This is a genomic window from Streptomyces subrutilus (genome assembly GCF_001746425.1).
Classification (GTDB): Bacteria; Actinomycetota; Actinomycetes; order Streptomycetales; family Streptomycetaceae; genus Streptomyces; species Streptomyces subrutilus_A.
In genome coordinates, this window is record NZ_MEHK01000001.1 from 110,353 (window position 1) to 131,202 (window position 20,850).

Here is a 20,850-nt window from a genome sequence, read left to right on the forward strand (position 1 = left end):
CCGCCAGTAGTCGACGAGGGACGCCCCACCCGCTCACCCCCACCCGATCGTCGAAAACCCGTCGGCTTAGGCATCAGGGGAGGATAGGAAATGTCTGGGATTCAGCTCAAGGAACACCAGGTCGACCAGAAATCAGCATTTCGGAAGTGGGTGGGATTCCCTGCAAGGTCATCTGTGCCCCCGCAGGGAGCCCGAGGCACGATCGTGTCCGCGACCGGCTCGGGCAAGACGATCACGGCCGCCTCGTGCGCGCTGGAGAGCTTCGCGGGCGGCCGAATCCTCGTCACCGTGCCGACCCTGGACCTGCTCGCGCAGACCGCCCAGGCGTGGCGCCTGGTAGGCCACCGGGCCCCGATGGTCGCGGTCTGCTCGCTGGAGAACGACCCCGTGCTGGGCGAGCTGGGCGTGCGCACCACCACCAATCCGATCCAGCTCGCCCTGTGGGCCGGGCACGGACCGATCGTCGTGTTCGCCACGTACGCCTCCCTGGTGGACCGCGAGAACATCGACGCCCCGGTGGACCAGCGGAAGACGCGTGGGCCGCTGGAGGCCGCTCTGGCGGGCGGGGAGCGCCTGTACGGGCAGCAGATGGCCCCGTTCGACCTCGCGATCGTGGATGAGGCCCACGGAACCGCCGGTGATCTTGGGCGGCCGTGGGCGGCGATCCACGACAACGCCCGTATCCCGGCGGACTTCCGGCTCTACCTGACCGCGACCCCGCGCATCCTCGCCGCGGCCCGACCGCAGCGGGGTGCGGACGGCCAAGATGCGGAGATCGCGTCCATGGCAGACGACCCGGACGGCACGTACGGCGCGTGGCTCGCGGAGCTGGGTCTGAGCGAGGCGATCGAGCGGGATCCTCGCCGGGTTCGAGATCGACGTCCTGGAGATCCGCGACCCCTCCCCCGTCCTGGGGAGTCGGAGGAGCGCGGCGGGGCCGGCGCCTGGCCTGCTGCAGACCGCGCTCCTGGAGCACGCGCGGCGTACAACCTGCGTACGGTCATGACGTTCCACCAGAAGGTGGAGGAGGCGCCGCGTTCGCGGAGAAGCTGCCGGAGACGCTGCGAGCTGTACGTCACGACGCCTCCGACGCCGACCTGGCGCCGCGACAGCTGCCAAGTCGTCGATCGAGGCGAGTTCTACGAGCTGGAGGCGGCCGCCACGTCCCCCGGACCGCGTCTGGTCGGCCTGGCTGTGCGGCGACCACCTCGTGGCCGAACGCCGCGAGGTCCTGCGCCAGTTCGCCAACGGCATCGACGCGAACAGCCGCCGGTGCACCGGCGTTCCTCGCCAGCGTTCGCGTCCTCGGTGAGGGGTCGACATCACGGCGAGCGGGGAGTCGAGGCGGTGTGCTTCGCGACACCCGTGGCTCCAGGTCGAGATCGTCCAGAACATCGGCCGGCGCTGAGGCTCAACAAGGACGGCTCCACGAAGGTGGCGCGGATCATCGTGCCAGTGTTCCTGGAGCCCAACGAGGACCCACCGACATGGTCGCCTGCCAGCTTCCGCCCCTTGTAGCGGTCCTCCAGGGCTCCGCAGTCATGATGAGCGACTGTGAGCAGCTGGCTCCCGCGCCTCACGAGCGGGAAGCGCAAGGTCCACGTCCGGCGTGACGAGGACGGGCAGATCGTCGGGGCCAGCGGCGAGGGAGGCAACGGCCAGAAGGACGGCGCCGACGCGGCAGCGAGTCCGCTGCTGCACTTCTCCAGCCCCGGGACGCGCCATGATCGCCGCGTTCCTGCGCACCCGGGTGTACCGGCCGAGTCCCTGGTGTGGCTGGAGGGCTACCAGGCACTGATGCGGTGGCGGGCGAGAACGACATCACCGGCCTCTACGCCGTCCCGTACGACACCGAGACGAGGTCGGCGTCACGAAGGCGTTCCCCTCGGCCGGTGGGTGCCCAACAGCGCAAGGCCCTGCGCGCCGGAGCTCGAGGACCGGCGCAAGACCCTGCTGGACGCGCCGGAGGCCGGGATGGTGTGGGAGCCGGCGAGGAGGCGTGGGAGGCCAAGCTCGCCGCTCCGGTCGTACCGGGGCCACCGGGCACCTGGCCCCCGGCAGGACGCCGTCTGGGGCGAGGACGACGAGATGGTGCCCATCGGCCAGTACATGGCCAACCTCCGCAGGAAGGGCGCGAAGACGGTCTCGGGAAGGACGAGGACACCGCCAACCCGAGCCGCGCAGCTCGCCGCGATCGACAAGGACTGGAACTGCCCCTGGCCCCTGGACTGGCAGCGGCACTGCCGCGTCCTGGCCGACCTGGTCGACGCCGACGGACAGCTGCCCGACATCGCCCCGGCGTGCTCATGGATGGCGACGACATCGGACGGTGGCTCCAGCAGCAGAAGCAGCCGGCTACCTGGGTGCGGCTGCTGCCCGAGCAGCAAGACGGCTGACCGCGCTGGGCGTGCAGCCCGACCAGGCGCCCGCTCCCGCCCCTGCGGCCAGTCGCGGGGCGAAGGGGCCGAGCAAGGCGCAGCAGGCGTTCCAGCGGGGCCTGACGGCGCTCGCGCAGTGGGTGGAGCGGGAAGGCACGGACCGGCCGGTGCCCCGCGCGCACGGCGAGGAGATCGCGGTCGAGGGCGAGGCGGAGCCGGTGATCGTGAAGCTCGGCGTGTGGGTCTCGAACACCAAGAGCCGACGCGACAAGCTCACCACCGACCAGCTCGCCGCCCTCACAAAGCTGGGCGTCGACTGGGCCTGACCGAGCCCTGTGCGCGAAAGCGCCCCGAGCCGCCGGCGCCTGGTGGGCTTCGCTGCGTGGTCAGTGGGCTGTGGCCCTGGCCTGGTACCTGTCGTGAAGTCGGTGGAGCAGCGTCCTGGTATGCCGTGTCAGCGGGCGGTGCTGGTCCTCGTCGATGACCAAGGCCATCAGGTAGTGGTCCGGGCCGCTGCGCACGGCGTCGATGGGCATGGATGCCCGGAGGTTGGGCCAGTACCGGCCATGGGCGAACCCTGACGCCGCGCGCCAGGCTGCGGAGACCTCTCGGGCTTTCAGGCCGGCATCCTCGGCAGCTTCCCCGATGACCTTCCCCGCCTCCGGCTTGCTGAGTGAGGTGGTGGGAATGCCGAGGGACAGGGCGAGGTCGGCTATGTCCTGGCGGCGCTCGCGACCGGTCTTGCCACCGGGGCCTGGCTGGTGGTCCGTGTCCTCCTCGTGCTGGGCCCGGTTGCGCATGTCCTCACGCCACAGGGCCAGGGTGCGCCGGCGGCGCTCGGTGCGGTCGTTGCCGCCCAGAATCCAGACGGCCGTGGCGAAGTTCTCCAGCGCCCCCCGCATCAAGGTCCACGGGCTCTGCGGGTCTACCTCTCCCGCGTGCACGAGCCTGCGCAGCGCATCGGCGTGGGCGACCCCCGCGCTGTAGGAGTTCCGGATGAGCGTGGACGCGGAGTACATGCCCAGCGGTGCATCGTCCGTCGCGAGGCTGCTCGACGGCTGCGGTGCCGGCAGCTGCCGGTAGGCACCCTCTCCACGAACCCTCTCCACGTCCGCGAACAGTGGCTGCAGGTACGCGAACTTGAACTCAGACCGTGTCATCACGCCAGGGTAAAGACGACCCCTGACAGAGGGCAGCACGAAGGTGGGCGTGACAGGTTGCCCGGCTCGTCGTTGAGCGGGGAGGTCAGCGAAGAGCGTGAGGGCCCCGAGTTGGTCTCGGGGCCCTCACGCTTGTCGGGCTGGCTGTTACGTTCGCTGGGGGTCCCAGCCTGTGAGCGTCTGGCGGTAGGAACCGTCGAGCCGGTCCAGCCGAATGTTCCCGTCGGGTGTCAGTACGTGGGGCTGGTGGGTTCCCATGTCGGCCAGGAGGTCGGCGACGAGGGTGTAGGCCGTGCTGACGGCCTCATGCTTGTCCGCAACGAGTGCCTTCAGGTTCGCGGTGGTCTGCGCGGGTGTTTTGGTGATCGGTACGGCGGGGCCGTGCTGGAAGGCGCTCTCTGACACGACCACGCGTACGGGGGCGAGGTCGCCGTCGACGCGGTGGAGTGCCGCGGAGAGCATGAGGTCGCCTGCCGCGCCCGTCTCGGCCGCCCAGGCCGCCGCCACCTGGACCTGGGCCACGAGCTCCAGCTCGAGTCCGCGCTGGTACAGCCGGAGGGGGGCGTCCTTGTCGATCGGGTCCGCCTTCACGTTGAGCGGCAGCGCGCCGTAGCTGGAACCGTCCTGGTGTAGCTGGCCGGTGGGGATTCCCTCGAAGCGGACCTGGCGGCGGCCGACCAGTGCCGGTTGATTCGGCTTCATGTTGCTGGTCACCGCCTGGTAGGCGAGCTTGGCGCAGCGGTCGAGAGCCGCGTTGCGCTCCTCCTGAGTGGTGAGGGGGTAGTCGCCTCGGACGGCGGGCACGGCGGTGACACTGATCCAGATCGGGTACCAAGCGGCGCGGTTGCCGCCGGCGGGTACCTCCGTCATCACGTGCCGTGTCAGGTAGTCGAGTCCCGCGGTGGACACGTCCTGCACCCGGTCGACGTCCACGGCCGCGGCGTGGAAGCGGTCGCGGTAGCGCTGTGCGATCTCGGATTCGGCGAGAGTGCGCGTAGTGGTGCCGTGCCGGACATGCACGCGGAAGTTGTAGTCGTTGCCGGGCGCCGCAACGGCGTGGGGCATCTGGGTGCTCGGCGGCACCGTGATCACCCAGTAGATCTTGCCTTCGTCGGCGGCCTTCAGGGAGCGCACGCCCACATTCGGGACGACGGGCTGGATCCAGTTGGCGAGGACCGAACGGATCCACTCCTCACCACGGCCGGGAGCCGGCTCGAAGGGAGCCAGAGCGTGGGCGTGGTCCTGCTTGCCGTCGTCGACCCCGATGAGGAGCAGACCGCCGACCGTGTTCGCCATGGCCGCCACGTCCTTGGCCAGTTCCTTCTTGCCCGCGTCGCTGCCCGGGTAGAAGTCCTTCTTCCAGTCAAGATCGACGCCCTCGGGTATCCGGTTGTCGACCGCGCGCTGCAGATCGGCCTCGGTGAGGTCGTCAGGGTGCCGTCCCAGGGCGGCGGTGAGCCGTGCGGGCAGAGCCATCGGTTCTCCAGTTCAATCACCGGCCGCTGTCGGCCACCCACACGCTAAAGGGACGTGCACGGCCATCACCACGCATTTCCGCGATCCTCCTACGACACCGGCTCGCCGACCCGAACAAGCCCCTCGCCCCAGGTGGGAGTGACACACCACCTTCCCCGTCGTTGAGCTGGGAGGTCAGCGAAGTGGAGGCCCCGGGGCGTCGTGACCCCGGGGCCTTCGGCTCGCCCTCCCGGCACCGGGATGGTGGTGCAACACGGGCTGCATCACGCCCCCTTGACGGCTGTTGGGCCATGTTTGTGCAGGTCAGGGGTGCAACGCGCAGTCGTGTTGCAGCGTCGGTGTTGCACGGCCCGGGTGAGTGCGTTGCAGCGGTGGCGCGATCGTCACTGCTTCGGGTGGCGCGTTCGTCGCGGCCGGGGGTGGCTTGCCGGGAAGCCCGCGCCACTCTGGTCCGGAGCGGCTATACCGGAGCGGGGCCGACTGCCCTGACCACCGTAGGAGAAGGAGTCCACCGCCTCATGACCGACGCCGCGAACACCCCTCCCACCACCCGTGCCGCCCGCGTGCTCACCACCGTCTTCGTCGTCATCGCCGTCGCCTACATGGGCTTAATGACCTTCATCTCGGTACCTGGGCTCACGGACTACATGAGCGGCCGGGACATCGACTTCCCGGTTTTCCTAGCCATCGCAGCCGTCGCCGGCCCCGCCCTGTTCTGGGCCTACATCGGCCTCGGCTTCGGGCTGAGCAAGACGGGCTGGGCGGCCGGCATCGCCCTCACCGGCATCCTCACCGCCCTCACGTACGGGTGGCTCCTCGCCTCCTCCAACGGCCACGGCTTCGCCTACTGGCTGTTCCTCACCCTGATCGTCGCCACCAACCTCGGCGCCTTCTGCGTAATCCCCTACGTCCTCGTTCTCGGCACCATCAGGAGCCGCTGACCCTCCGAGCCGAAGCAGTACAGGCCTGGGCCTACGGCTCCTCAGTGCGCGTACCCCACCGCCCGGCGAAGTCCTCCAGGGCGCGGCGCTGCTGTTGCTCGCGGGCGATCTGCTGCGCGAGGACGTCGCGGTCGATGTACGGGTCGACGGCGGCGAGGACCAGGCGCTGGAGTTCGTCCGGCTCCAGCGCCTCCACTTCCCACTGGACCGGGTGCTCGATGTCGAAGCCGTAGCGGCGGGCGAAGGCCGGCCAGCGCGGGTCGCCGCGCTTGCCCTCGGTCGCCGGGAGGCCGTACGCGCGCATCTGCTCGTAGGTGAGCAGCACCCGGGTCACCGAGCTCCAGCAGCCCGTCCTCTGCACCCAGTCCCGCTCGATGTCCTCGCCGGAGCAGTCGAAATCGCCGACCACGAGTAGCCGGGCTCCGCGTTGCTCGTGGGCGACGCGGTCGCGGACGACGTCGGCGTAGGACTGGGAGCTGAAGCCGCGGACCACGAGCACGGGGATGCCCGCGAACTCGAGCCAGCCGGTCAGCTGCTGCCGCAGGGTGTCCTTCTCGGCCGCGACGTACAGGGCGTGCTCCTGGCCCGCCGTGCGGTCCAGGCGGAACCAGGCGGGCATCTCGGCGACGAACGCGTCCGCGTCCGGCCAGGCCGGCGGGACATGGACTTCGCGGACGGTGTCGATCAGGTCGGGGAAGCGGCCCTCGCGGCGGGCCTGGGCCAGCTGCGCGGACAGCCGCCGGTACATCGGCGGCGTGTGCGGCAGCACGCCCTCGGCCGCAAGCCGGTACATCACCTGTCGCAACGTGACCTTGAGCGGCGCGTACCCGTCCACGATCTCCCTTGCCCGTTCCACGACGAGGGGCCACCGGATCCGTTCACGAGCCATACCGGTACATGTACCCCTCCACGCCGCCGCCGGCCCCCGGGATACGGATAGACCTCTCCCCTCGGCTATCGCGAGGTAAGACTTCTCAATGCCGGTGTCAAGCCGCAGCGGGTGCTGTCCAGACGGGGTTACGCCGCTGCTTCAACGGTCACTGTGATGGCGCGTCTGCGCAGGTGAATCGCCAGGATCTCCATCTCGACGAGCGTGCCGATGAGACCGGTCTCGGCGAGTTCCGCGGCCTGTGCTTTTGCTTCGCCCAGGGATAGTTCCTGTGCACTGCGGAGGGCCTGGAGCACGCGAACGAGGCTCGGCACCTCTCCAGACAAGCGAAGCCGAGCAGGCCCGTGCGCTTGCAGCAGAGCTTGTCGAATGTGCTCGGGCGTGACGGGGCCGCTGTCTTGCTCGCACCACCCGTTCGGGCAGTCCGCGCATTGTCCTTCGGTGCCCCAGCGGAGCATGCCGCGGTGGAAGAACTGGCCGACATCGCAGGTCGTCGTGCCCCCGCAGGCACTGCAGCGGCCTGTGACCCGTACTCCTTGCGTGATCACAGGGGGCTCCTCAGCGTCATGGGTCGATGCAGATGGGATCCTCTCTGAGAAGTCGGCTTTGGTCGATCAGGTTTGCGATCGGCGACAAGCCCTATCCGGCGATTGCCGATGGTGGCGTGAGTTCGTAGCGCCGCTGGTCTCGGAGAAGTGCCCACAGTACGTTGACTCGTCGCCTGGCCAGCGCCAGGACTGCTTGGGAGTGCCTCTTGCCCTCGGCTCGTTTGCGGTCGTAGTACCGGCGTGATTCCGAGCAGCAGGTGATGCTGCTCATGGCGGCAAGGAACAGGGCCCGTTGCAGACGTCGGTGGTATCGCTTCGGGCGGTGACGATTGCCGCTGACCTTGCCTGAGTCCCGGGGAGCCGGTGCCAGGCCAGCGTAGGTCGCCAGGCGATCAGGGCTGCCGAAGAGATCCATGTCGCCACCGATGGCGGCCAGGATCTCGGCTCCGAGCAGGTTGCCGATCCCGGGCATGCTGGCAACGATGGCAGCCTGTTTGTGAGCGCGGAAGGAAGCCTCGATCTGCCGGTCGATCTCGCTGATCTTCTCGTTGAGCACGATCACTTCACGGGCGAGCGTGGCGACTATCACTGCGACCGTCTTCTCTCCGGCGACGCTGGTGTGCTGTCGCTCGGCGGCCTCCATGGCTGTGCGGGCCAGGGCTCCGCACCAGCGGACTTTCCGGTTCCGGAGCCACTGTTCGAGCCGGCTGGCGCCGAGCCGACGGATGGCCGCTGGTGTCTGGTAGCCGGTGAGGAGGACCAAGGGGCCGTGGTTGCCCAGGTCGAGGGCGCGCTCGAAAGCGGGAAAGATGCCGGTCAGGAGGCCACGAAGGCGGTTGACGGCTCGGGTGCGGTCGCAGACCAGATCGGCACGGCGGCCGGTGAACAGCCGGAGCTCGATGATGGCTTCGTCGCCTGGCCTGATCGGCTGCAGATCGCGGCGCATGCGGGCTTGGTCGGCGATGACGTGTGCGTCACGGGCATCGGTCTTGCCTTCGCCGCGGTAGCCGGCCGTGGCCCGGTTCACGGTCCGGCCGGGGATGTAGAGCACCTCCTGGTCGTGGTTGAGCAGGAGAGCGATGACGAGAGCGGCCCCGCCGTCGGCAAGGTCGATGGCCCAGATCACCTCGTCGCCCAGGGCGAGAACGTCGGTGATCAGCAGCAAGAGGTCAGGCTCGTCATTGGCCACCCGCCTCGATAACAGCTTGGTGCCCTCCCCGTCGATGACGAAGCAGTGGTGGTGGCCCTTGCCGGCATCGATGCCGGCCCAGATGCGATTCATCTTCATCCCGAGTCAGTCGTACTGATTCTCTGCAGACGACCTCACCGGCGTTGTCCTACTCAGCGATCTACTCGCAACTCTCAATGAGCGGCCTGGTCGTCGGTGGGGTCCCAGGCGGCCAAGTCTGTTCAGCCACGAGCGGCGACACCTCAGTAGCCCCTCCCAGAACCCCCAGGCGACAGGACCCTACGAATGGCCCGATCAACCCGCCTAGAAGGTAGGACACCTCATGCGGCTAAGCCGTCAAGGGACGTCCTGAATTGAGGGGGCTGTGGCGGGCCTCTCACCGCCATCTGCGACCAATGCGCCGTACGAGTCAGCGACCCGTGCAGCGATGTCCTGCAACAGGAGGTTCGGGGAGGCTCGTGCTGCCCTGACCAACTGGGCCAGTAGCGCCCATGCCTCAGCACCGGCGAGGACTTCCACCCACAGAGCGTAGTAGTCGTCGTCCTCGTCGGTGAGCTGGTCAAGATGAGCTGTGAGAACTTCTTCGAGACGTGGGACGAGCTGCTCGCGAGGGATGTTGGCGATGGCACGGCGTGCTTGTGAAGCCCAGCCGGGCAGCATCGCGAGGTCGACAAGCTGTGGCAGCAGAGCAAGGTCATCATGCAGGTCGGCGAGGAATGCCAGTGCTGCAGCCCGCTGCCAATGGCCGGCCGACAGAGCAGCACTAAGTACCTCGTTCTTGCCCCTGACCTGCTGGAAGAACTGAGAATGGTGATGGGCCAGCTGTTCCTGGGCATCAACGCAGGCTTGCCAGAGCTCCTCATCTCGAAGCGGTTCTCGTGAAGTCATCCGGTCATGATGCGGTCCGCTGTGCGGACAGCCAACCGAGATTCACGTCACGACAGCCTCAGAGGGGCCAGCGGACTGTGGGAAGGCGATGGTCGCGTCGAAGGGCACCCGGTTCTGGAGGCAGTGGTGGAGCTGGCCGAGCATGCGGTTGAACAGGTGCCGTAGGGCTTGGGCATGCCAGTCTCCGGCCTCACGTCGGCGCCGGTAATGGGCGTTGGCGCCCGGCGAGTGGCTGAGAGTGGCGAAAGCCCACAGGTAGCCCGCGTGGTTGAGCCGGTTGTTCTTCACGAACCGGCGGCCGACGTACTTGCGTTTGCCGGAAGCCCGGGTGATGGGGGCCGAGCCCGCGTATGCCTTGAGGCCACCGGCGGTGGCGAAGCGGGTGCGGTCGTCACCGATCTCGGCCAGGAGGCGAGCGCCGACTCCGGGCCCGACGCCGGGAAAGCTGAGCATGATCGGCGCGTCGGGGTGGGTTCGGAAGGTCCGCTCGACGGCCTTCGCGAGCTCGTCGACCGCCTTGCATACGGCATTGAGCTGCGTGAGCAGGGCCTTGGCCTGGATGCCCATGGCCCCTTCGACTGCCGGCGCCAGGCGGGCAGCTGGCTGACGGAACAACGTGTGAAGACGTTCAGCGTCTTCTGTGATGCCGCGCTTGCGGCCCGCGTTGGTCAGCATCAGCCGGAGCTTCCAGGTGGGCAGCTGGGCAGCGAGCGTTGGCGTGGGGGCCGCCCCGAGGACCTTCCTGGCATCCGGCCGGGTCAGTGCGCCGGCCTTGTCCCGCCATGCTTCGATCGCCGCGGGGTAGTACTCGCGCAGCAGCGAGCGGAGCTGGTTGGCGAGCTGCTGCCGGTTCCAGATCGCGTCCTGGTGGGCGCGGGCGAGGACGCCGATGGCCTGGGCCAGGTCGCTGTCCGCGGGCAGCGACCGGTGCATGTGCATGTCGGTTCGGATGATGTTCGCCAAGACCAGCGCGTCGCCGGGGTCGGACTTCTTGCGGCTCACGCCGTGCCGGTCGCGGTAGCGGGAGGCGGCCATCGGGTTGACCGCGAACACCTGCCGGGTGCCGGTCCGCAGAGTGGCGACCAGCAGGCCCCGGCTCGTCTCGATCGCAATCGGGATCGGCGTCTCGGCGCTGTCACCGTGCTCGGCCAGCAGGTCGAGCAGGAGCTGGTAGCCGTCCAGGTCGTCATCGATTCGGCACTTGGCCAGTTGCTTGCCGGTGTTGTCGATGATCGCGACGTCGTGGTGTCCCTCCGCCCAGTCGATCCCGCAGAACATGTCCATTCCCCGTCCCTCCGCCGGTGCTGTTCTTGAAGGCGAGCACACGGGCCGCACGGCGCACTAATTCCAGGACTCCAAGGTCCGCCACCTCATCAGCCGTGCGCGGCACCGCCGAACCGCACGGGCGCACGCCGTGTCCAGAGCTCAAGGCTCGTGAGGAGTAACGCGTCACCGTACGGCAGCTCATCCATCAAGGATCCCGAACCCGACGGGCCCGCGGGGGCAGAACGTGCGAGGACCGGCCGGCACCCAGCGCCACCGGTCTTTCCACAGACCTGATCGGTCGGAGGTGTCGTAGGGGTCACCACGGCACCGACCGGACCACGCACGTCCTGCCCTGGGCTGGCCAACGCCGCCCCGGGCCCTCAGAGATCCAGAACCTCTAATTACTAACGAATTAGAGGTGTCGTTTTCCGAAGAGGGCTTGCCCAGGGCCTCTGACCTGCGCGAATGGAAGATCACCAGCTTCGGGGGGTCCCACCTCCGGTCACACCTGCGGTCCCCCGCCTAGTACACCCCTGCAGGCAACTGTCCAGCCCCCTTCCGGTGCAACCCGCACGAGGGTCAGCGGGAGGGCTCCCACCCTTCGGGGCCGGCGCCCCGCCACTCCACGAAGTCGGGGTCGGTGAGGTCCACGTCCTCGGCGTTCTCCAGCCCGGCGGCCGCGAGGAAAACCCGGATGTCGGCCGGGCGGTGCGCGACTCCGATGGCGACGCCGTCGTAGCGGACCCGGCGCCAGCCCTGCTCGTCGGGCGGATGGACGATCAGCTTGGCGGACATGTGCCCAGCCTCTTCCTGTCCCTGTTCACCGGCACCCGGCCGGGCGCGAACGGGTACGCCCCCGGGGCAGCAGCTCACGGACGGCCGCACCGACGCCTCCGGCCGCGGAGTACGTTCGGGAGTACGGGGTGCGGCCCTGGCCACCGGGGCCGCGACGGGGGCCGCACCCCGACAGCACGACAGCGTCCCGCCGGGCGGCCTGCGATCGGAGCCAGGTCCTCGACGTGACGGACCAGGAGTCGATAGAGGAGGCCGCCTGCCTGCAAGCGGACGGCCGGGAAGCCATCGGCAGGCGGAACCTCCGTCACCGTCGCCCGCTGCGAGCGCGTTGGCGTACAAAGCACGTTTGTCCGGCCTGGAGAGCGCACTACCCCATTGCGATCTCATCGCTGCCTCTGTCGACGTGCCGCACCCAGCCGATGCGGAATCTGCCGGACGTGGCGGCCTGGCCATACGCGCAGTCACTCCTCCAGAGGGAGCTGGTCGCCGGTGGCGCCGACCTCCAGACAGGCGTAGTCGGGGTGGTCCAGGCGGTGGTGGACGTAGATCTGATCAGCCCACGGCGGGTCGAGCGGGGTGAACGCCCACAGGCCATGCCCTGCCGACTGCGGTCCCACAGCTGTGCGAACACCTCAGCGAGCGGGAACGCGGGCGTCACCATGGCGGCGGGGATCGGTGGGGTGGCCGCCGACTACCGTCCGCGGTGAGTGCACGACAGTTTCACCATGGCCAGCCATCGCCCGACCTCATCGCTGCGGGCAGAAACGCTTGGCATCCCTGCGAGGCGCACCAGCGATCACCCCTGGTCGCACAATCACCACTCCTACACACGGGTCCTGACTTGCTGCGGTGAGCACCTCGTGTCAGCCCGGGCGGGAAGGGGTGCACGCGCCGTCTCGCGTCGGATTGCGTGGGTGATGGCGCGCGCCTCGATGCCGGCCTGGCGCAGGACACCTGTGAGGGGGTTGGTGTATCCGGCGAAGTACAGGCCTGCGGCTTCGGGATGGGTCCGTGCTCCCAGGGCGAGGGGTTGCCCAGCCTCGTCGAGTACGCCCAGGGATCCCACCAGCTCGTGCAGGTTGGACCGGTATCCGGTGGCGGCGATGACGGTGTGCGGTCGCAGTCGGGTGCCGTCGGCCAGGAGCACGTCGGGGCCGTCGAACGCCTGGACGGCCTCGACCGGCTCGACTCGCCCGGTGCGGACGGCGTCCACGAAGCCGTGGTCGAGCACAGGGTTGACCCCTTCACGGGCGTTGCGGGTGTACAGGCCCGTGCGGGGCCGCGGCAGTCCCCGTGACGTCAGATCGGGCACCGTGAGTTGCTGCGTGAGCAGGGAGGTTCGGTCGCGCCACGCGAGCGGGAGGGCATCGGTCAGCCGGCCGACTGCATGCCACCGGGCGCTGGAGCGGGGCAGGATGTTGGGTGGGGTACGGACGGCGATGTGTACCCGTTCGGCTCCGGCCCCGGCCAGGATGCTGGCGATCTCGGTACCGCTGTTTCCGGCGCCGACCACCAGGACGTGCTGCCCGCGGTAGGGGTCCGGAGAGCGGTAGTGGGCCGAGTGCAGCAGCGTGCCGGTGAAAGTCGAACGCCCGGGCCACTGGGGGAGGTTCGGAGTATGGCAGCGGCCGGTGGCCACCACGACGGCACCAGCGGGCACTGGGCCGTCGGGGGTGTGGACCAGCCACCGCGCTCCCGTACCGGGCTCGGCCCGTTCGATGCGCTGCACCGGGGTAGTCACCCGGACATCGAGTCGGTGATGGGCGACGTAGCTTTCCAGGTATCGCACATAGTCGTCCCGGCTCACCCACGGGCCGGCCTGGCGCGGCACCGGCAGGCCGGGGAGTTTCGAGGTGCCGGGGGTGGTGTGCAGCCTCAGGTGCTCATAGCGCTGCGCCCAGCTCGCTCCTACCCGTTGCGACCGTTCCAGGATAACGGTCGGCACGCCGGAGCGGCGCAGCAGCGCGGCGGCCGCCAGGCCGTGGGGGCCCGCTCCAATCACGATCGTGGGAGCGCTTTGGTCTGGCTGTGGTGTCGAGGGCATCGCCTCCTACAACGGCGCAGCGCGGTTCACGTCACGCGCGGCCTGGAGGCACATGGCCTGCGGGGGTGGCGATGCCGATGGTCCACCGGAACAGCGACGAGTGCCGTTACAGCGGCGATGCGAACTCGTTGAACCTCGCAACAGCCGCGACTTTGCGCAAGGACCGGTCTTTGTCCAGGGCCGGACCGTCCGGGCCAGATGCCGCTGAGTAGCCAGCATCCGGACGAGCCGTGGAGGACATGAGCCTGCGCGGCCGGCGTCTGTGGCGGGCTTGTCCTGGGCCCGGACGGGCAGGCTCACCACGCCGATCCGATCTTTCGAGAGGCACATGTGCAGGCAGCAACGACGCTCCACCAGTCCCGGCTGCAGATCGGCGGAGTCTGCAAGGACTACGGCAGGAGGCAGGTCCTGCGCGACGTCGACCTCGATGTGCCGGCCGGAACTCTGCTGGGAGTCGTCGGCGAGAACGGGGCCGGCAAGAGCACTCTGCTGCAGATCGCCGTCGGACAACTCGCACCCGACCGCGGAACGGTTACACGGACCGGGGCCGTGGGGTACTGCCCGCAACGAGCGGTGCTGAACGAGGCGTTCACCGTCGGACAGCATCTGCGGTTGTTCCAGATGGCCTACCGGCTGCCGACACTGGAGCGCGCAGGCGAGCTGATGGACCTGCTCGCTCTGACCGGCTGCTGGCGGCAGCCGGTCGGCGAGCTCAGTGGCGGAACCCGACAGAAGCTGAACTTGCTGATCGCTCTCATGCACGACCCGCAGCTGCTGGTCCTGGACGAGCCCTACCAGGGCTTCGACTGGGACACCCACCAGCGGTTCTGGACCCTGGCCGCCGAACTGCGCGATCAAGGCCGGGCGATCATCGTGGTGTCGCACCTACTGCACGACCTCCACCACTTCGACGCGATCGCTCATCTGCGCCAGGGGCGTCTGCACTTCGAGGAGACCCACCCTTGAGGCTTTCCTGGACGGCATTCACCGAACTGCTGCGCTGCACCCTGCTGGGCCACCTGCGCAACCGGCTGGCCTTGGTTCTGGCCATCGCGTTCATCCCAGTCTGGATCGCGGTGGCACGCCTGTGTACCTCTGACGAAGTGGTGCGCATCCGCCTGAACGCCATCAGCACCCTCGTCTCCGCCCCGGCCAGTCAGGCTGGCCAGGTGGCCAGCGCGCTGGGCGCAATCACCATGGTCGCCGGCTTCATCGCCTTCACCGAGACCTTCCAATCGCGGGAGGTAGACCGCCGTCTGCTCCTGGCCGGCTACCCCCGGCTGCCGATGCTGCTGGCCAAACTCGCTGCTGTCGCCCTCACCGCCGCCCTGCTGGCCTTCTACACCACGATCGTGCTGTGGATCTCCCTGCCCGTACGCCACCCAGGCCCCCTGGGACTGGCCCTCGCGGGCGCCGGCCTCGCCTACGGCGGGATCGGCCTCCTGCTCGGTTCCCTGGTCCGCGGCGAGCTGGAAGGCTTCTTCCTCATCATCATGCTCAGCCTGGTCGACACCGGCCTGCAGAACCCTGTCTTCAACACACTCATGGATGTGGCAGGCGTGTCCGCGCTTCCCTTGTACGGCGTGAACCAGCTGGCGCTCAGCTCAGCCCTGACTCCACAAATCCCCTGGTCCCACGCCCTGCTCTCCCTCACCTGGTGCACCGCAACCGGCGGCCTGGCACTGTTCGTCCTGCACACCCACCGCCCCTCCCCCTCCCCGCGGTCCCGCAGGACACGGATCCGGGCAGGGTGATCATGGGGGCGGATGGCCCTCTTCCAGGTCGCGGCTGCCGGCCCGGTCCGTGTCCGTCCTGCCGCCTGACCTACCTCGGCTGCGGACGCTCGTCACCTACGCCGGGCGAACTCGGCGGGGCTGAGCATGCCCTTGCCACTGCCGAGGAACGCGAGGCCCTCGCCGCCTCGAGGCGGCAACCGAAGGAGCCGCCCGCGTGGCTGGTCGAGCACGGGATCGGAAGGGGGCGGCTCCCGGCCCGAGTGTAGACCGGGGACTGCTCGCCGGTGCGGCGGGCCTGGGGTGGGTCAGGGGTCGGCGGAGCGGTAGGCGAAGTAGAGGTCGTCGGCGTTGGGCGCGGCGATCGCGGGTGTCGAGAGACTGATGACCTCGGGGGTCTGCTGGACGGAGCTCCACTGGTCGCCGTCGAATCCGGTGTACCAGATATTGGTCACCTCCCGACAGCCAGGATCACTACGGCTGCCTGTCATGAGCTGGTACCACCCATCCCGGCTGCCCGGCCGCTGCCGCTCAGACATTAGTTGGCGCTGAATCCTCTCTGTGCGCGAAGCCGCGGCAGAGGGGGTGGCGTCCTCGCTGGACTCAGAAGCCGTATCTCAACCGAACGTGATCTCTTGATTTCTGCTGGTCAGGCATGGTTTCGCTCGGGGTGAGGGAGGCATGCGGCGTCTTGTTGTCCGCTTCATGGGCGAGGGGTGCGCGGTGGCGTCGGTGCTGGGAATGCTGGAGGAGCGGGAGGCTGCTGCCCGGGTGCGGGTGGAGGGCCTGCGGGAGGAAGCCGCGCGGTTGGCTGAGGTGTTGGAGGCCGCGGAGATCGAGCTGGACCGGCGGGTGATCGCGCGGGAGGAGCTGGTCGAGGCCCTGGCCGTGTCCGCAGCCGAGACGGCTGCGGTGACCGGGGCGGAGCGGGAAACGGTGGTGCCCTCGCCGGTGCCGGGGTCGGTGGTGCCGCCCTGGCGGGACGGGCTGCCGGTGGCGGTGTTGGCACCGGACTACCAGCGGATTCTGGGCGTGCTGGAGGAGCGGCGGTCCGCGGGCAAGGGGCCGGTGATGGCCAAGGAGATCGCGGCGGAGCTGGGCCTTGGGACGATGCCGGGGAAGGTCGAGGGGGTGCGTTCGAAGGCCAGGCGCCTGGCGGAACGCGGGTGGCTCCTCCTGGAGGCATCGGGGATGTTCAGTGCCGGCCGGCGGCCCGTGGCCGTGCCAGACGCCGGCTCATCCGTGTGATCATCGACCACCGGATCACCGCCTCGCTGCTGGCCGGCAACGTCTCGTAGTCCCGGGCCAGGCGGCGCGAATGCATCAGCCATGCGAACGTGCGCTCTGCCACCCAGCGCCTGGGGAGCACCACGAACCCTGTCACGTCGTCGGTGCGCTTGACGATCTCCAGGGTCAGGGCGAGTTTCTGACGGCACCAGTCGACGAGGGAGCCGGTGTAGCCGCCGTCGGCCCAGACGAGGGTGATGTCGCGGTGCAGACGGCGCAGCCGCGAAAGCAGGCCCACGGCGGCGTCCCGGTCGCCGATGTTCGCGGCGGTGACCGCGACGACCAGGAGCAGACCGAGCGTGTCGGTCACGATGTGCCGTTTACGGCCCGGCACTTTCTTCCCGCCGTCGTAGCCGTGTGAGGCGGCCGGCACCGTCGCGGCGGCCCGCACCGACTGCGCGTCGATGATTCCCGCCGTGGGCTCGACGTCGCGGCCTTCGCGTTCACGGACCTTCCCGCGCAGTCGGTCGTGGAACTCGGTGATCAGCCCGTGCTCGCGCCAGCGGCGGAAGAAGGCGTAGACCCGGCCCCAGCCGGGGAAGTCCGCGGGCATCGCCCGCCAGGAGATCCCGCCCGCGACCAGGTATCGGATCGCGTCGAGCAGCTGGCGGTGGCAGTAGCCCTCGGGGCGTCCGCCCCTCCCGTTCAGCCAGGCCGGCACCGGCAGCAACGGTCGCACGGCCGCCCACTCCGCGTCCGTCATGTCCGACGGATACCGGCGCACCCGGTCGGGATGGTCGGCCGCGTTGCCGTACACGTGCGCGAGGCAATCACACGATGGTGCGGCCGAGTTGAACTGGACGGGCTCGGACACGTACAACAAGGACACCAGGGCCTCCCGGCACTGCTCGGTCAGATTCGCATCCCCGAGCTACCGAGAGGCCCTGCCTTCATGCGCGTACAACGGGAAGATCACCCGGGTGGGAAGCCTGTTCGAACCGCACGTTCCATGATCGGTTGAGATGCGGCTTCTTAGGACAAGGCATCCTTGGTTCACAGGACCGCGAGGACGAAGGTCAGCAGCGCCAGGGACAGGGTGGCACTGCCCGCAAAGGCCACGGCACCGCGCAGCAGAGCGGTGGCATAGGTGGCTCCGTCGATACGAGCGAGCAGACCGGCCGCTGCTCCAACGAGCGTGCAGAAGAGACCGACGACGGCCAGAAGCAGGGCCAGCAGGATCAGGTGAATGGGTGAGGTGTTCATGCCTTCTCCCAGGACAAACGACGACGGGGACATCGGCGAATTTCACGATTCTGGTGTTCACCGGGGTTCAGGGCGAACAAAGATGAACGAAGACGGTCGCCTTAGAGACGGAGAAGCAGGACATGGGGGACGTGTACGGGGATCCGCTGGCGGAACTCGCGCTACGGCTACGGACCCTCAGGGCGCAGCGGGGTCTGCAGATGGGTGGGCTGCAGCAGCGGACCGGGCTGGGGCGGACAACGATCAGCCAGGCGCTGAACGGCCAAAGGGTGCCCTCCGAGGCCACGCTGATGGCCCTGGCGAAGGCGATGGGCACGGGTGTGGAGCCATTGCTGGTCCTTCGCGAAGCCGCTGCCCGAGTACCGCAGGTGTACCAGGGCTCTCCAAGGAGAGTCACCCGCAGGCCGGGGGGGCCCAAAGTGCAGCCCTCGTTCGAGGAGCGGTACCTCAGCTACGTGACGGAACGGCATTCCCAGCTGACCGTCGTAGGGCTGGACCTGAGCCGGCCGGAACGTGCGCGCTGGCCGCTGGACGCGGCGTACTTGAGCTTGGAACTGGCGGAGCGGGCGGAAGATTGGCCTGCAGGCAGTGAGGAATCGAACCGGCCATCCGTCGTGGTGAAGCGTGCCGAACACGCGTTGGCCGACTGCCGACGCGTGCTTCTGCGAGGACTCGCCGGCAGCGGAAAGACAACGCTGCTGCAGTGGCTGGCTGTCGCTACGGCGCGCGATGAGCTGCCGGCAGAACTGGCCGACTGGAGGGGGCAGATTCCGTTCACCCTGCCGCTGCGGACGCTGGTGAGGCGTGGGCCCCTTCCAGAGCCGCAAGATTTCCTCTCTGCGGTCGGCACCCCCCTGGCCGCCTCACAACCTGAAGGCTGGGCCGATGCCGTACTCGCCAGGGGGGAAGCACTCGTCCTGGTCGACGGAATCGACGAGGTTCCTCAAGAGCACCGAGGCGCCACCCGGGATTGGCTCGAGCGGCTCTTGGCGGCCTACGGGGACGCACGCTTCGTGGTCACCACGCGTCCGTCCGCTGTACCCGAAGGCTGGCTGGCTTCGTCGCGCTTCACCGAACTGTCAGTACGGCCTATGAGTGCCGCTGACATTGGACTCTTCGTTGGCCGGTGGCATACTGCCGCCCGGCACAGTGCCGCAATGGACGTTGAACGGTCGCAGCTGCATGATCTCGAAGCAGCGCTCCAGGTGACAGTGCGTGCTCAGCGTGACCTGGCGCAGTTGTCCAGCACACCCCTGATGTGCGCGTTGATCTGCGCGCTGCACCGGGACCGCCGCGGGCACCTGCCCCACAGCCGCATGGAGTTGTACGAGGCAGCACTGTCGATGCTTCTAGTGCGCCGTGACCTTGAACGCAGTATCGATGTCCCGGAAGGCATTCAGCTCACCGAACACCAGAGCGTCCAGTTGCTGCAGCGCCTGGCCTACTGGCTCATCCGCAACCGCCAGACCGAGATGGAACGGACTACCGCGACAGCCCTGATCGACGGCGCTCTGCCAGCTATGCCGACTGTGGCCCAGCAGGGCACAGCCGACCATGTCCTGACGCATCTGGTCGGCCGCAGCGGGCTGCTGCGCAAGCCCACCATGGACACCATCGACTTCGTCCACCGCACCTTCCAGGAATATCTCGGGGCAAAAGCCGCCATCGAGGCCCACGACTTTCCGCTGCTGGTCAACAATGCCCATGACGACCAGTGGGAGGACGTCATACGCATGGCCGTCGCCCACGCCAGGCCTGTAGAAAGCGCAGATCTGCTATGCCGCCTCATTGAACGCGGTGATGCTGAGAACGAGCACCGGCCCAGGCTGCACCTCCTGGCGGCCGCCAGCATGCACTACGCCACCGAAGTCGCCCCTGACACGCGCCATAAGGTCACGGCGCGCGCCGAAGCCCTGATGCCGCCCCGCACTATCCAGGAAGCAAACACCCTGGCCGCGCTGGGTCCCGGCATTCTAGACCTACTGCCACCCACCGCCGACGGACTGCCCGAAGACGAGATTATTGCCGTGTTCCGCACTGCCGCAGCCATGGGCGGCGACCAAGCTTATGCGTACCTGCAACATTTCGTCCCGACTGTCGCCCCCTCGGTGCCGCGCCACGAACTGATGTTGGGTTGGACCAATTTTGAGGCAGCCGATTACGCCCGCGACATCCTCCGCCTTGTCCGGGATGACCTGCATGTCACCGTCGGGACTCGTGCGCAGTTTGACGCTCTCCCGCTGCTGACACCGATCGAACTCATCTCGTTCGAGCTGGCACTCACCCCGTCAGAGATCCTTGAGCATCTTTCCCCGGAACACACCACATCCCTATCCCTCCGGGGCATGGAGGAGCCCTCGCTGCACAGTCTGTCGTTCGTTCGGTCTCTGGTCGCGCTGCGCTCGTTGGCTCTTGGCCCCTCAACACCCGTCGACGGCCTACACCATCTCGCCGGATTGCCCCTGCAGGAGCTGAACCTGCTGCACCTGCCTGAGGGTTTCTCCTTCCAGGCGCTCAACAATCTCCCACAGCTGCGTGAACTGCTGCTCTATACCGTCCTGCCGTGGAGAACGCTGCATACCCTACCCGCCCCTCCAACTCTCACAAGGCTTTGGCTCGGCGGCCAGATAGGGGCCTCCATCACCGGCATCACCCAGTGGGCAATGCTCGAAGACGTTGTCGTCAACCATGTCATGGACGCAGTGGAATGGGCCGAGCTCGCGGAGCTGCCTCAGCTGACCAACCTTCAGGTCGCCGATGCCGAATTCACAAGCGCCCCCCTCATGGCCACCGTCAATCGTCTCGGGCTCTCTGTGTCTCGGTCCGACATCCGTCTCGACCTGATCCCGGACCGGTTTCCGAATCTTGAGCAGCTAAGGATCAACGCTCACGCAGACGTTGCCTACGATCTAGCCCTTCTCCAGTCCCTTACGAACGTGGAGATCCGCCTTTACAACGCCGATCGCATCTCGCTCACCGGTCTGGAGGGGTTCGCTCCGGAACGATTCACGCTCTTCCCCCGTCCACGGCTCATCCAGACGTGACCGTCAGCC

Annotated in this window: 20 protein-coding genes; 7 read left to right on the plus strand and 13 right to left on the minus strand. The window is 68.3% G+C overall.

Features of this window, described 5'->3' with window-relative positions:
• Window positions 1–90: 90 nt before the first annotated feature.
• Entirely contained in the window at window positions 91–1,518 is a 1,428-nt protein-coding gene (locus tag BGK67_RS39685; protein WP_244291095.1) for a DEAD/DEAH box helicase family protein, read from the plus strand.
• 811 nt (window positions 1,519–2,329) lie between these two features.
• A complete protein-coding gene (locus tag BGK67_RS39690; protein ID WP_244291096.1) occupies window positions 2,330–2,704 on the plus strand; it encodes a helicase associated domain-containing protein in 375 nt (124 codons plus the stop codon).
• A gap of 60 nt (window positions 2,705–2,764) precedes the next feature.
• On the opposite strand, the gene BGK67_RS01555 is transcribed toward BGK67_RS39690, so the two are convergent.
• Together BGK67_RS01555 and BGK67_RS39365 are read right to left on the minus strand one after the other, a co-directional pair.
• Entirely contained in the window at window positions 2,765–3,538 is a 774-nt protein-coding gene (locus tag BGK67_RS01555) for a hypothetical protein (RefSeq protein ID WP_069918174.1), read from the minus strand.
• A 147-nt stretch (window positions 3,539–3,685) separates the two neighbouring features.
• Window positions 3,686–5,014 (minus strand): AlbA family DNA-binding domain-containing protein, encoded by a 1,329-nt coding sequence (locus BGK67_RS39365; protein ID WP_079153926.1) that lies wholly within the window; start codon window positions 5,012–5,014, stop codon window positions 3,686–3,688.
• Window positions 5,015–5,532: 518 nt separating this feature from the next.
• Here BGK67_RS39365 and BGK67_RS01565 point away from each other — a divergent pair.
• Window positions 5,533–5,955, plus strand: coding sequence for a hypothetical protein (locus BGK67_RS01565; RefSeq protein WP_069918175.1), 423 nt, complete (start codon window positions 5,533–5,535; stop codon window positions 5,953–5,955).
• A 31-nt stretch (window positions 5,956–5,986) separates the two neighbouring features.
• Here BGK67_RS01565 and BGK67_RS01570 read toward each other — a convergent pair whose 3' ends face one another.
• The 8 genes from BGK67_RS01570 to BGK67_RS01595 form a co-directional block, all read right to left on the minus strand.
• Window positions 5,987–6,844, minus strand: coding sequence for a hypothetical protein (locus BGK67_RS01570; protein WP_069918176.1), 858 nt, complete (start codon window positions 6,842–6,844; stop codon window positions 5,987–5,989).
• A 128-nt stretch (window positions 6,845–6,972) separates the two neighbouring features.
• The gene (locus tag BGK67_RS39695; protein ID WP_244291097.1) at window positions 6,973–7,140 is read right to left on the minus strand and encodes a hypothetical protein; all 168 of its coding nucleotides are present in this window, start codon (window positions 7,138–7,140) and stop codon (window positions 6,973–6,975) included.
• Window positions 7,141–7,483: 343 nt separating this feature from the next.
• Window positions 7,484–8,674: an IS110 family RNA-guided transposase gene (locus BGK67_RS01580; RefSeq protein WP_069923541.1), complete on the minus strand. Its 1,191-nt coding sequence runs from the start codon at window positions 8,672–8,674 to the stop codon at window positions 7,484–7,486.
• Between the two features lie 243 nt (window positions 8,675–8,917).
• Window positions 8,918–9,469 carry a hypothetical protein gene (locus BGK67_RS38190; protein WP_141753985.1) on the minus strand — a complete coding sequence of 184 codons (552 nt, stop codon included), beginning with the start codon at window positions 9,467–9,469 and terminating at the stop codon, window positions 8,918–8,920.
• Between the two features lie 42 nt (window positions 9,470–9,511).
• Window positions 9,512–10,753 carry an IS110 family RNA-guided transposase gene (locus BGK67_RS01585; RefSeq protein WP_069918177.1) on the minus strand — a complete coding sequence of 414 codons (1,242 nt, stop codon included), beginning with the start codon at window positions 10,751–10,753 and terminating at the stop codon, window positions 9,512–9,514.
• A gap of 561 nt (window positions 10,754–11,314) precedes the next feature.
• Window positions 11,315–11,530, minus strand: a complete 216-nt coding sequence (locus BGK67_RS01590) for a hypothetical protein (RefSeq protein WP_069918178.1) — start codon at window positions 11,528–11,530, stop codon at window positions 11,315–11,317.
• Between the two features lie 461 nt (window positions 11,531–11,991).
• A complete protein-coding gene (locus BGK67_RS38580; RefSeq protein WP_167739513.1) occupies window positions 11,992–12,147 on the minus strand; it encodes a hypothetical protein in 156 nt (51 codons plus the stop codon).
• Window positions 12,148–12,353: 206 nt separating this feature from the next.
• The gene (locus BGK67_RS01595; RefSeq protein ID WP_069918179.1) at window positions 12,354–13,574 is read right to left on the minus strand and encodes a flavin-containing monooxygenase; all 1,221 of its coding nucleotides are present in this window, start codon (window positions 13,572–13,574) and stop codon (window positions 12,354–12,356) included.
• 330 nt (window positions 13,575–13,904) lie between these two features.
• On the opposite strand from BGK67_RS01595, the gene BGK67_RS01600 reads away from it, so the two are divergent.
• Together BGK67_RS01600 and BGK67_RS01605 are read left to right on the plus strand one after the other, a co-directional pair.
• The gene (locus tag BGK67_RS01600; RefSeq protein ID WP_079153927.1) at window positions 13,905–14,540 is read left to right on the plus strand and encodes an ABC transporter ATP-binding protein; all 636 of its coding nucleotides are present in this window, start codon (window positions 13,905–13,907) and stop codon (window positions 14,538–14,540) included.
• A complete protein-coding gene (locus BGK67_RS01605) occupies window positions 14,537–15,328 on the plus strand; it encodes a hypothetical protein (RefSeq protein WP_069918180.1) in 792 nt (263 codons plus the stop codon). The genes BGK67_RS01600 and BGK67_RS01605 overlap by 4 nt, the downstream gene beginning before the upstream one ends.
• A gap of 287 nt (window positions 15,329–15,615) precedes the next feature.
• Here the strand turns inward: BGK67_RS01605 and BGK67_RS38585 are convergent, their stop codons facing one another.
• On the minus strand, window positions 15,616–15,762 hold the full coding sequence (locus BGK67_RS38585) for a hypothetical protein (RefSeq protein WP_167739524.1): 147 nt from the start codon (window positions 15,760–15,762) through the stop codon (window positions 15,616–15,618).
• A gap of 226 nt (window positions 15,763–15,988) precedes the next feature.
• Here BGK67_RS38585 and BGK67_RS01610 point away from each other — a divergent pair, with 226 nt between their 5' ends.
• Window positions 15,989–16,555, plus strand: coding sequence for a hypothetical protein (locus BGK67_RS01610; protein ID WP_079153928.1), 567 nt, complete (start codon window positions 15,989–15,991; stop codon window positions 16,553–16,555).
• Here the strand turns inward: BGK67_RS01610 and BGK67_RS01615 are convergent.
• Both BGK67_RS01615 and BGK67_RS38590 read right to left on the minus strand, forming a co-directional pair.
• Window positions 16,503–17,423 (minus strand): IS5 family transposase, encoded by a 921-nt coding sequence (locus BGK67_RS01615; RefSeq protein ID WP_432215417.1) that lies wholly within the window; start codon window positions 17,421–17,423, stop codon window positions 16,503–16,505. The two genes, BGK67_RS01610 and BGK67_RS01615, sit on opposite strands and share 53 nt — an antisense overlap.
• Before the next feature lie 164 nt (window positions 17,424–17,587).
• Window positions 17,588–17,797, minus strand: a complete 210-nt coding sequence (locus BGK67_RS38590) for a hypothetical protein (RefSeq protein WP_069918182.1) — start codon at window positions 17,795–17,797, stop codon at window positions 17,588–17,590.
• A gap of 122 nt (window positions 17,798–17,919) precedes the next feature.
• Between BGK67_RS38590 and BGK67_RS01625 the strand changes: the two genes are divergently transcribed.
• A complete protein-coding gene (locus BGK67_RS01625) occupies window positions 17,920–20,841 on the plus strand; it encodes an NACHT domain-containing protein (protein WP_069918183.1) in 2,922 nt (973 codons plus the stop codon).
• Window positions 20,842–20,850 lie beyond the last annotated feature (9 nt).

Coding starts and splice junctions, on each gene's coding strand:
- BGK67_RS39685 (WP_244291095.1), top strand. CDS start 91: ATGTCTGGGATTCAGCTCAAGGAACACCAGGTCGACCAGAAATCAGCA.
- BGK67_RS01590 (WP_069918178.1), bottom strand. CDS start 11,530: ATGTCCGCCAAGCTGATCGTCCATCCGCCCGACGAGCAGGGCTGGCGC.
- BGK67_RS01610 (WP_079153928.1), top strand. CDS start 15,989: ATGCGGCGTCTTGTTGTCCGCTTCATGGGCGAGGGGTGCGCGGTGGCG.
- BGK67_RS38190 (WP_141753985.1), bottom strand. CDS start 9,469: ATGACTTCACGAGAACCGCTTCGAGATGAGGAGCTCTGGCAAGCCTGC.
- BGK67_RS01580 (WP_069923541.1), bottom strand. CDS start 8,674: ATGAATCGCATCTGGGCCGGCATCGATGCCGGCAAGGGCCACCACCAC.
- BGK67_RS01585 (WP_069918177.1), bottom strand. CDS start 10,753: ATGGACATGTTCTGCGGGATCGACTGGGCGGAGGGACACCACGACGTC.
- BGK67_RS01595 (WP_069918179.1), bottom strand. CDS start 13,574: ATGCCCTCGACACCACAGCCAGACCAAAGCGCTCCCACGATCGTGATT.
- BGK67_RS39365 (WP_079153926.1), bottom strand. CDS start 5,014: ATGGCTCTGCCCGCACGGCTCACCGCCGCCCTGGGACGGCACCCTGAC.
- BGK67_RS01555 (WP_069918174.1), bottom strand. CDS start 3,538: ATGACACGGTCTGAGTTCAAGTTCGCGTACCTGCAGCCACTGTTCGCG.
- BGK67_RS01570 (WP_069918176.1), bottom strand. CDS start 6,844: ATGGCTCGTGAACGGATCCGGTGGCCCCTCGTCGTGGAACGGGCAAGG.
- BGK67_RS01565 (WP_069918175.1), top strand. CDS start 5,533: ATGACCGACGCCGCGAACACCCCTCCCACCACCCGTGCCGCCCGCGTG.
- BGK67_RS01625 (WP_069918183.1), top strand. CDS start 17,920: ATGGGGGACGTGTACGGGGATCCGCTGGCGGAACTCGCGCTACGGCTA.
- BGK67_RS38590 (WP_069918182.1), bottom strand. CDS start 17,797: ATGAACACCTCACCCATTCACCTGATCCTGCTGGCCCTGCTTCTGGCC.